Raw genomic sequence first — 6,657 nt, 5'->3', positions numbered from 1 at the left:
GCCCCACCCCGTCCTGCGGTTCGCCCCCGACCGGCTGCGCACCGCGATCCTCGGCGGCGCCGGAGCCGTCGCCCTGCTCTGGGGCGTCCAGGCCCGGCCCTCCGCCCGCCTCGACGCCCTCTTCGCGTCCGGCGCCCACCTCACCGGCCTGCTCGCCGGGTACGGCGTCCTCGTCCTGCTGCTGCTCATGGCCCGCGTCCCCGGCGTCGAACACGGCGTCGGCGCCGACCGGCTGGCCCGCTGGCACGCCCTCGGCGGCCGGTACGTCCTCGGCCTCGTCGGCGCGCACGCGTTCCTCGCGCTCTGCGGGTACGCCGTGCACACCCGGACCGACCTGCTCACCGCCACCGGGGACCTCATGGCGTACGGCGCGATCGCCGCCGCCGCCCTCGGCACCGCCCTCTTCGTCGCGGTCGGCGTCACCTCCGCCCGGGCCGTGCGCAACCGGCTCCGGCACGAGACCTGGCGGGCCGTCCACCTCGGCGGGCTGCTCGCCGCCGCCCTCGGCTTCGTGCACCAGCTCGCCGGCCCCGACATCGCCGAAAGCCTCCTCGTCCGCTGGCTCTGGGCGATCGCCCACGCCACCGTCGCCGTCCTCCTGCTCTGGTACCGGCTCGTCGTCCCCGTCCGCGCCGCCCTCCGGCACGACCTGCGGGTCGCCGAGGTCCGTGACGAGGGCCCCGGAGTCGTCTCGGTGCTGATCCGCGGCAGGGGAGTGGCCCGACTGCGCGCCGAGCCCGGCCAGTTCTTCCGCTGGCGCTTCCTGCGGCGCGGGCTCTGGGCGACCGCCCTGCCCTTCTCCCTCTCCGCGCCCGTCCGCGACGACACCCTGCGCATCACCGTCAAGGCGCTCGGCGACCACACCCGCCGCATCCGCCGGCTCCGGCCCGGCGTCCGGGTCCTCGCCTCCGGCCCGTTCGGCGCCCTCACCGCCCACCGCCGCACGCGCCGCAAGGTGCTGCTGCTCGCCGGGGGCGTCGGCATCACCCCGCTGCGCGCGCTCTTCGAGACGCTGCCCGGCGGGCCCGGCGACGTGACCCTGCTCTACCGGGCCTCCGACGCCGCCGGACTCGTCCTCCGCGAGGAACTGGAGGGCATCGCCCGCGAGCGGCGGGCCGCGCTCCACTTCCTCCTCGGCCGCTCCGACGACCCCTTCGACCCCCTCGCGCCGCGCGCCCTGCGCCATCTGGTCCCGGACCTCGCCGCCCACGACGTCTACCTGTGCGGGCCGCCCGCCATGGCCCGCGCCGCCACCGCCAACCTGATCAGGGCCGGCGTCCCGGCCTCCCGCATCCACAGCGAGGACTTCGACCATGCGTGAACCCAGCAGGACCGGCATGCGCGAAGCCGACAGGACCGGCATACGTGAACCCGGCGGGTCAGGGATGCGTGAGCCCGGCCGGTCCCGGCACGCGGCGCCGCGGCCCGTCACCGGCGCGCAGCGGGCCGGGCGCCGGCTCGCCGCCGCCCTCCTCGGGGCGGGCGCGCTCGCCGGGACCCTCCTCACGGCCGCCGTCTCCCCGGCGGCGCCCCCGGCCCCCGACCGCCTCCCGGGCGCCGCAAGCTCAGACGTAGCTCAACTCTCCAGGGATTGATGGACGGGGCAACGATCTCGTCCCTAGGCTCACGGGCATGCCCGAGATATCGCTGACCACCCTCGTCCTGCTGTGCCTCGCCGCGCTCGTGGCCGGCTGGATCGACGCGGTGGTCGGCGGCGGCGGTCTGCTCCTGCTGCCGGCCCTGCTGCTCGGCATGCCCCACGCGCCGGCGGCGCACATCCTCGGGACGAACAAGGCGGTCGCGATCGTGGGCACCACCGGGGCCGCGGTCACCTACGTCCGCAAGGCGCCCGTCCAGGTGTGGACGGCGGTGCGCATCGGCCTCGCCGCCCTCACGGGCTCCATGGCCGGCGCCTTCTTCGCGGCGGGCATCAGCAGCGACGTCCTGCGCCCGGTGATCATGATCGTGCTGCTCGCGGTCGCCGCCTTCGTGGTGCTGCGGCCGTCGTTCGGCGCGCGGCCCGCGGGGGAGGACCGGGCGCCGCTGACCCGGGCCCGGATCGTCACCGCGATCGTCGTGGTCGGCGGCGGAATCGGCTTCTACGACGGGCTGTTCGGCCCCGGCACCGGGACCTTCCTGGTCCTCGCGCTGACCGCCGTGCTCCACCTGGACCTGGTGACCGCCTCGGCGACCGCCAAGATCGTCAACGTCTGCACCAACGCGGGCGCGCTCGCGATGTTCGCGTACCAGGGCAGCGTGTACTGGCAGCTCGCCGCCGTCATGGCCGTCTTCAACCTGGCCGGCGGGACGATCGGGGCGCGGATGGCGCTCAGCCGGGGAGCCGAGTTCGTCCGCGGGGTGCTGCTCGTGGTCGTCCTCTCGCTGGTCGCGAAACTCGCCTTCGACCAGTGGGCCTGAACGGCGCCGGACCGGGCTGCCGCGCCCTGATCCCCGCCGGACCGGGCGACCGCACCCCGATCTCCGCAGGACCGCGCTACCGCACCCCGATGAGGTGCCCGAAGGCGACCACGTTCCCCCCGTAGCCCTTCTTCTTCGAGAAGCCGCCGCCGCAGGTGATCACCCGGATCTCCGCGCGGTTCGCCTCGTCGTACACCTTCCGGTTCGGGAAGTCCTCGTTCTCGTAGACCTCGACCGCGTCCACCGTGAACACCGCGGTCCGCCCGTCCTGCCGGTCCACCTCGATCCGATGGCCCTTCTTCAGGGCGCCCAGCGTGTAGAAGACGGCGGGTCCGTCGGCGTTGTCGACGTGGCCCGCGACGATCGCCGTGCCCTTGGCACCCGGAGGGGTGCCGTCCCCGTACCACCCGGCCATGTTCCGGTCCGCGGCCGGCGGCACGTCGAGCGAGCCGTCCCGGGCCAGACCGAGCCGCATCATCGGGGTGTCCACGTCGGTCTCGGGGATCCGCAGCCGTACCGGCGCCGAGGGCGGCAGCGGGTCGGCGGCCGCGTCGGTGTGCACGCTGGGCCCGGCGGCGAAGGCCTGGGCGGCCGACGGTACGGGCGGGGTGACCTGCTCAGAGCCGTTCTGGACGAGCCAGAGCCCGACGCAGGCGGCCACGGCTATGCCCCAGCCCTTGCTCCTGTTGCTCACCTGGGTCCCCTCGGTCGGTACGTGGTGCGACGGGAGGCGCCGCGGACGGTACGCGGACGACGCGGCCGGCGGGATCGGGCGTGCCGTCCCGGAGGCCGGGATGTGGCCCTGCCCCCGCCGGGCCGTGTTCGGGCGCTCCGGCGGGGGCAGGACGGGGCGGTGGTCTCAGTGCCCCCGCGCGCCGCTCGCCCGGCGACGCAGGAGCCAGACCCCGCCCACGGCAGCCGCGGCCAGCACCGCCGCACCTGCCGTGACCTGGGCGGTGTCGGGGCCGACGCTGCCCCCGACACCGGTCTGGACGTGGCCGCTGGGACGCCGGTGCTTGACGGTCAGGTCGCCCCGGGCCGTCTTTCCGTTGTCGCAGGCCACGCTGATGCCGTACGTACCGGCCTTGGCGTGCTCCGGTACGTGGAACTGTCCGACCACGACCTCCTTGTGCGTGCTCGGACGCAGCTGGAAGTCGCCCGCGCCGAGCGAGTTCGCGTCCCCGACGCCGCGGCCGTGCTTGCCGCAGGCGAGCGTGTTCACGGTGACGCTCTCCCCCGGGGAGGCCTCGGACGGGAAGATCTCCAGCCACTCGGAGTCGCCGGCGAACGCCGGGGGACCGGCGAGGGCTCCGATCGCGGCGACCGTCAGCGCGGTACCGGTGAACAGGCGGACAGTGGTGCGCATGGGGGCCTCCGGGGCGCGCGAGCGGTCGAGCGGGACGGCCTCCGGGAGGGACTTCCCGGAAGGACCTTCTGTGACCGAGATAAGAGCCGCTGCGCGCACCCCGCCTCCTGATGAGCCATCAGGATTGGGCCGTTCGATACGGTGTGTCGCCTGGATCTCCGGAGTTTACGCAGGTCAGAGCGGGTTGTGTGATGCCGGTCGGCGTCCCGTGCCGAACGGGTGACCACCCCGGACCGCCGTCGAGCGGGTGGCCGAGCTGCTCCGGCAGCTCCCCGGCGCCGGCCTCGCCGAGGAGGACCGGCGGGACACCCAGGAGGCGGCGGAGGAGGTCCTGGCGGTGATCGGCCAGGAGGAGCCGGTGGAGCAGGGCCCTCCTCACACCCCCGTCAGCCCCCCGATCGCCGTCAGCGCCCACTCCTGGGCCCCTGCCGTCGCGCCCGCCGCGACCCCCGTGGCCACCGGGGCGAGCGCGCCCCTGAGACCGTTGAGCGCCCGGCGCACCCGGCCCTGCTCCACCGGCTCCTCCTGGCCGATCACCGCCAGGACCTCCTCCGCCGCCTCCTGGGTGTCCCGCCGGTCCTCCTCGGCGAGGCCGGCGCCGGGGAGCTGCCGGAGCAGCTCGGCCACCCGCTCGGCGAGCGCCTCGTACCCGGGGGCGACCGGGCCGGGGACGCCGACGTTCTGCTGGTTCTGGGTGGCGGTCGCGTTGTCCCAGGCGAACTGGCCCTGGGACACGGGTCCGTGGAACACCGGTCCGTTGAAGTGGTGGACCCGCGGCGCGTCGTGCTCGTCCGGTCGGTCGTTCATGAGGGGGAACCGTCCTCTTCCGTGCTCCGGTGGTCTTCGTCGTGGTCCTGGTGCTGCTCGACGTGCTCGTTGCCCCAGGCCACCTGGATGTCCCGGACCGGTCCGTTGAAGACCGGCCCGTTGAAGATGTTGATGATCTGCTGCGGCGGTCCGGCCGGCTTCTCCGCGTGCCGCAGGACCCGGAGCGAGGTGCGGAGCCGGACCGTCTCGACCCGGCCGTTGCCGACGACGGCCACCCCGCGGGCACCGTTCACCGCGCAGTCCACGAGCTGCCCGCCGGCCTCCTCGTCGAAACTCGCGCCGGCGTTCGCGCAGTCGGTGAACTCGCTCCGGGCGACGTCCAGATAGGCGGAGCCCGTCCCGTAGATCCCGAGCGCCCCCGAGCCGTTCACGGTGAGGTTCCGGGCGATGAGCCGGCCGCTGCCGAGGGCCCCGGCCCCGGCGCCGCTCACCGCCGAGACCCGGCTGTCGGTGACCCGGAGCTGGGCCTCGTCGGAGACGCCGAAGCCCAGGATGCCGCCCTCCGCCGTCACGTTCCGGAGCGTGACGCGGGACCGGCCGCCGATGGCCACGGCGGCCATCTCGCAGTCGCGGAACACGGTGTCCGCGAGCTCGGCGGTGGTGCCGCCGTCGCCCCGGGTCTCCAGACCGGACTGGCAGCGCTCCACGCGTACGTGGGTGAAGGAGGCGCCGGAGTCGTCGAAGACCCGCAGCGCGGTGTTCGTCAGGTCCTCGACCGCGATCCCGGTGAAGCGGCCCCGGGCGCTCTCGGTGACCGCGATCCCGACGTTGCCCCCGGAGACGCGGCCGCCGACCACCTCGGGCGCGCCGCCCCTGGTCGAGAAGACGGCGATGTTCCCCGAGCCGAGCACCTGGCAGTCCTCGAAGCGGCCCCGGGCCTCCGTCTGCACGTTGATGCCGGTGTCGTGGCAGTCGGCGAGGACGCAGCCGCGCACCACCGGGTCCGCGCCGCTCGCCGCGCCGATGCCGTGCCGGGCGCCGGTGACGCGCGTGCCGTCGACGGAGCCCCGGGACTGCTCGGTGAACATGATCCCCTCGCCGTGCACGTCGGTGATCACGCAGTCCGCCACGACGAGCCGCGCCCGGGCGTCCGCCGTGAGGGCGGCCCGCCCGGTGCCGGTCAGCTCGCAGCCGACGACCTCGGCGTGGGCGTCGCTGACCCGCAGCCCGTGGATCCGGCTCCCCTCGATCCGGCTGCCCCGGACGGTGATCCGGGCCCCTTCGACGGCGGCGATCGCGTTGTCGGCGGCGTCGGTGAACCGGCAGCGCTCGACCAGTCCCGTACCCCCGGAGAAGAGCACCCGGCCGTGGGCGACCAGGGTGTCCCGCAGGGTGACGGCGGAGTGCGGCCGCGCGTGCACGGCGACGCCGCTGTGGGCATGGATCCGGGTGTGCTCCAGGGTGAGGGTGCCCGCGTGGCAGGCGACGACGTCCGCCTCGCGGCCGACCAGGGTGAGGCCGTGCACCAGGACCGCGCCCGAGGTGTCGAGGACGGTGCACCGCGGCAGCCCGACCTCGACGGAACCGGGCCCCTCGGCGGCCACCAGCCGGACGTCGCCCCGCACGGTGAGGGCCTCCTCGTACCGGCCGGGCGCGATCTCGATCAGGGCCGGCCCGCCCCGGGCACCCGCCGCCCGGAGGGCCGAACCGATGTCCCGGTGGGCGCGGCGACCGCCCCGCGGCGAGACGACGTACCTCGCGACCATGCCGACGACTCCCCCCGTACGGCTCGCGGGGCCGGGTCCGGCCCCTCCACGGCTTCTACCGCTCTACAGCTCGTCCCACTCCACCCCGTCGTACGCCGCGTACACCCGTCCCATGAGTTCCTCGTCCACCGGGAACACCACCTCGTCGATCGACGTGACCGGCGCGAGGGAACGGGAGTTGGTGACGAACGCGGCCCGGTAGCCCGGCAGGTCGGCCAGCGTGACCGGCCGCCGGACCGACTCCAGGCGCGGCTCCAGGAGGGCCATGGCGATCCCCTGGAGGCAGGGCGCCGCCGGCCAGACCACCGATGTGCCGTCCCAGAAGCCGATGTTGGTGAT

Annotated in this window: 6 protein-coding genes and 1 pseudogene; 2 read left to right on the top strand and 5 right to left on the bottom strand. The window is 75.0% G+C overall.

The window, feature by feature from the left end:
* Positions 1 to 13 precede the first annotated feature (13 nt).
* Positions 14 to 1,321 (top strand): ferric reductase-like transmembrane domain-containing protein, encoded by a 1,308-nt coding sequence (locus EAO70_RS07935; protein WP_261992743.1) that lies wholly within the window; start codon positions 14 to 16, stop codon positions 1,319 to 1,321.
* Between the two features lie 311 nt (positions 1,322 to 1,632).
* Positions 1,633 to 2,418, top strand: coding sequence for a sulfite exporter TauE/SafE family protein (locus EAO70_RS07930; RefSeq protein ID WP_148002298.1), 786 nt, complete (start codon positions 1,633 to 1,635; stop codon positions 2,416 to 2,418).
* 76 nt (positions 2,419 to 2,494) lie between these two features.
* Here EAO70_RS07930 and EAO70_RS07925 read toward each other — a convergent pair whose 3' ends face one another.
* From EAO70_RS07925 to EAO70_RS07905, 5 genes and pseudogenes are all read right to left on the bottom strand, one after another.
* A complete protein-coding gene (locus EAO70_RS07925; protein WP_148002297.1) occupies positions 2,495 to 3,112 on the bottom strand; it encodes a class F sortase in 618 nt (205 codons plus the stop codon).
* Between the two features lie 165 nt (positions 3,113 to 3,277).
* Positions 3,278 to 3,784 carry a hypothetical protein gene (locus EAO70_RS07920; protein ID WP_148002296.1) on the bottom strand — a complete coding sequence of 169 codons (507 nt, stop codon included), beginning with the start codon at positions 3,782 to 3,784 and terminating at the stop codon, positions 3,278 to 3,280.
* A gap of 375 nt (positions 3,785 to 4,159) precedes the next feature.
* Positions 4,160 to 4,591, bottom strand: coding sequence for a hypothetical protein (locus tag EAO70_RS07915; protein WP_148002295.1), 432 nt, complete (start codon positions 4,589 to 4,591; stop codon positions 4,160 to 4,162).
* The gene (locus tag EAO70_RS07910) at positions 4,588 to 6,318 is read right to left on the bottom strand and encodes a right-handed parallel beta-helix repeat-containing protein (RefSeq protein WP_148002294.1); all 1,731 of its coding nucleotides are present in this window, start codon (positions 6,316 to 6,318) and stop codon (positions 4,588 to 4,590) included. Before EAO70_RS07910 ends, EAO70_RS07915 begins: the two co-directional genes overlap by 4 nt.
* Before the next feature lie 63 nt (positions 6,319 to 6,381).
* Positions 6,382 to 6,657, bottom strand: a pseudogene (locus EAO70_RS07905) (class IV aminotransferase); the annotation flags it as partial.

The sequence above is a fragment of the Streptomyces sp. adm13(2018) genome (genome assembly GCF_008042145.1).
GTDB lineage: Bacteria > Actinomycetota > Actinomycetes > Streptomycetales > Streptomycetaceae > Streptomyces.
This window is presented reverse-complemented; position numbering and strand designations above follow the sequence as displayed.

Excerpts from the sequence above, each read along its gene's own strand:
- EAO70_RS07930 (WP_148002298.1), top strand. The coding sequence starts at position 1,633 with ATGCCCGAGATATCGCTGACCACCCTCGTCCTGCTGTGCCTCGCCGCG.
- EAO70_RS07910 (WP_148002294.1), bottom strand. The coding sequence starts at position 6,318 with ATGGTCGCGAGGTACGTCGTCTCGCCGCGGGGCGGTCGCCGCGCCCAC.
- EAO70_RS07920 (WP_148002296.1), bottom strand. The coding sequence starts at position 3,784 with ATGCGCACCACTGTCCGCCTGTTCACCGGTACCGCGCTGACGGTCGCC.
- EAO70_RS07915 (WP_148002295.1), bottom strand. The coding sequence starts at position 4,591 with ATGAACGACCGACCGGACGAGCACGACGCGCCGCGGGTCCACCACTTC.